At 65.7% G+C, this 3023-nt stretch carries 1 protein-coding gene; it reads right to left on the reverse strand.

What is annotated here, in order from left to right; all coding sequences use genetic code 11:
• The coding region (locus ACZ7GZ_RS42925) for a phage tail protein (protein WP_471033259.1) at positions 1 to 3023 on the reverse strand (3023 nt) is incomplete at both ends.

Here is a 3023-nt window from a genome sequence, read left to right on the forward strand (position 1 = left end):
GCGCCGGACGCGATCGATTTGACGTTGTCCCAGAACGCCTTCCAGATCGCTGCGGCGCCGTCCTTGAGATCCTGGAATCGGCCGACGATGCCGTCTCGGATGTCACTGACGATGCCCTTGAGCCACTTCCACAGATTCTTGAACCAGTTGACCGTGCCATTGACGATGTCCGGGATGATGCTGTGGCCGAGGAGGATGTCGAAGAGTTCCTGGAACTTCTTCACGATCCACTTGACGGCGCCGGTGACAGCCTTGACGAGATCGGTGATCCATCCGATCACCGTGGTGACGATCGGGACGAGGAATTTCAGGGCGCCGGCGAGAACGGTGGTGAACAGCTTGGCCAGCATCACGATGAGAGGCATGAGCGGCGTGATGACCTGCAGGGCCAACTGCAGCAGGGCGACGGACAGCTGGGTCAGCGGCGGGATGAGTGGCAGCAGCGCTTGCAGGATCGGCGGGAACAGCGGTGCCAGCTGGGAAAGAAGCTGACCGATCAGGCTCACGACCGGCATCAACGCCTGGATGACGGGGGCGAGGAATTGCACGATCGCGGTCACAGCGATCTTGATGATCTGCATGATCACCGGGAGGAACGGAGCGACCGCCTTGATGATCGCTGCGATCAAGTTCCCCAGGGGCTGCAGCAACGGCAGCATGATCGGGATGAGACCGGCGATCTGGGTGATGACTTGCGCAATCACCGGCATCAGCGCCTTGATGACCGGCATCAGGGCCTTGCCGAGCTGGCTGAACAACTGTGCGACGATCGGGCCGAGCATCTGCGCCAGCTGGGTGACGAACGGGGCGATCGTCGCGAGCAGCGGCAGCAGCGCCTGAAGGGCTGCGCCGAGGGCGCCCGCGAGCAGCTTGGCCACGGCGTTTAGCGCCTTGAAGATGGCGGTCAGTGCGCCCTGGATTTCGGGGGACTTGAGGACCGTGGCGATCTCGCCGATGGCTGCACCGATGGTGCCGAAGAAGTCCCCGCCGGCGGCTTTAGCCGCCTTGAAGATGCTTCCGATGATGCTGCCGATGTTGCCGAGGAGCTTTCCGAACTGGATGGCCACGTCCAGGGCGGTGTCGATCGCTTTGGTGAGGCTGCCGTCCTTCAGCTTTTGGGAGAGACGGCCCATGACCTTGTCCATGACGCCGGCGGCGCCCTTGGTCATGCGGTCGAACGCAGGCTGAGCGGCGACGGTCAGCTGAGCGAACCCGGTGACCATCTGGCCGGGTATTCGGCTGAGGTTGCCGAGGGACTGCGTGACGCCGTCGAAGATCTTCCGGAGCAACCCGGTCTTTTGCAGGTTGCCGACAGCGGAGAGGGCGTTCTTGCCCATGATGTTCAGCTCACTGGCGGCACCGACCAGACCCCGCCGGACGGTGGGCAGGACCTGCGTTCCGACCTGGCCGAGACGAGTACCGAGGCCGGAGAACAGGGAGTCCTGGACATCGAGTTTCATGCCGCGCCAGGCCGGCGCCATGGCCCGGAGCTGGTTGACGAACGCCTTCGCGTTCGGGGACAGCTTGGCCATCGCGGTGTCGAGCTCTGAGGTTTGCGCGGCGGCCTTTTTCTGCGTATCAGCGAGGTTCTGGACGGCGTCGGCGACGTTCTGCTGGGCATCGCGGATCTGTCGCTGTCCCTCAACCTGCGCCTTGGTGACATTGGCCTGGGCCTGGGCGAGGGCAAGCTGCTGGTCGGCGACTTTTTGGTTGGCGTCCGCCACCTTCTGCTTGGAGTCAACAACGGCCTTGGAGCCTTCGACGCCGGCTTTGTTTGCGGCCGCGGTGTCCGTCTGGAGTCGCTTGACCTCGGTTTGCTGCTCATTGAGGGACTGCACTGCCTGGTCGCGGGCGAGTTCGGCCTGCTGGATCTGCAGCTGTGTCGCCGTGGGGTCGGAGCGGACCCGGGCGAGGTCTTCCTCGGCCTGCTGGACGGCAAGGGTGTCGGACCGCTCGGACAGTCGCGCGTCCTTGAGGCTGTTGTTCATGTCCTCGAGGTCCCGGATGGCCTGCCGGCGGGCGGCGGTCAGATCCAGTTGGGCCTGCTTGGCGTCCCGCTGGGCGACGGTCAGTTCCCGCTCGGAGGTCGTGACCTGCTGCTGTGCCTGCTTGACCCGCTCCGCAGCCTGCACTCGTGCGTCGGCCAGGGACTGCTGTGCTTTGGCGAGGGAGCGCTGAGCGGCGTCTACCTGCTTGGTTGCGGACGCCGCCTTGATGGCTTCTTTGGTGGCGGGCTGGAAGGCTGCCTTGATGGCGTCGCCCACGCCTGAGGTGCCGACCTTGATCGCGGCGAACGCTGTGCCGAGCATCGCCACCGCAGGCGCGGCCGTGGCCGCCAAGGGCGCCAGCTGTGCGAGGGCCTGACCGAGGGAGGCGATCGTGGGTAGCGCTGATCCGGCGATCGCAGAGAGCCGAGCGACCGTGCCGATCAGGCCCGTGATGGCTCCGCCTCCGCTGGAGCTGGACGAACTCAGACCGCCGAGGCCTGCGGTGAGTGCACCCAGTCCACGGGTGTTGGCGCGGAAGTTGACGGTGCGGTCCCGGGTAGCGCGACGGATGGCAGCGTCAGCGCCAGCGGTGTCGGCGCGGGCTTGGATCGTCATCTGCCGGCGCCGCGTGAGGTTGGCCAGGGAGTCGGCAGCTACCCGGGTGTCGACGTCGGCGAGGATGCGTACGTTGCGGCGCTGGGTGATACCGCGGAGCTCGTTCGCCGCGACGCGGGTATCGACGCTGGCGCGGATGTAGACGATCCGCTCTCGGCACAGGCGCGCGATGTCCCGCTCCGCCTTGCGGTAGGCGGCCTCGTTGAGCTTGACGGAGATGTCCAGGCTGCGTGGCTGGGTCAGCTTGGTGAGCTGGGCGTCCGCGGCCTGCGCTTCGACCTGAGCAGTGATCTTGGCGATGCGTGGTTTGACCAGCTTGTCCAGGGCCGATGTGGCGGATTTGACGTCCGCCTGGGCCGTGACCTTGACGGTGCGGTCCTTGGTCAGCTTCTTCAGGCTGCTGGTCGCTGCCTTGTCGTC

The sequence above is a fragment of the Streptomyces sp. NPDC037288 genome (genome assembly GCF_055603265.1).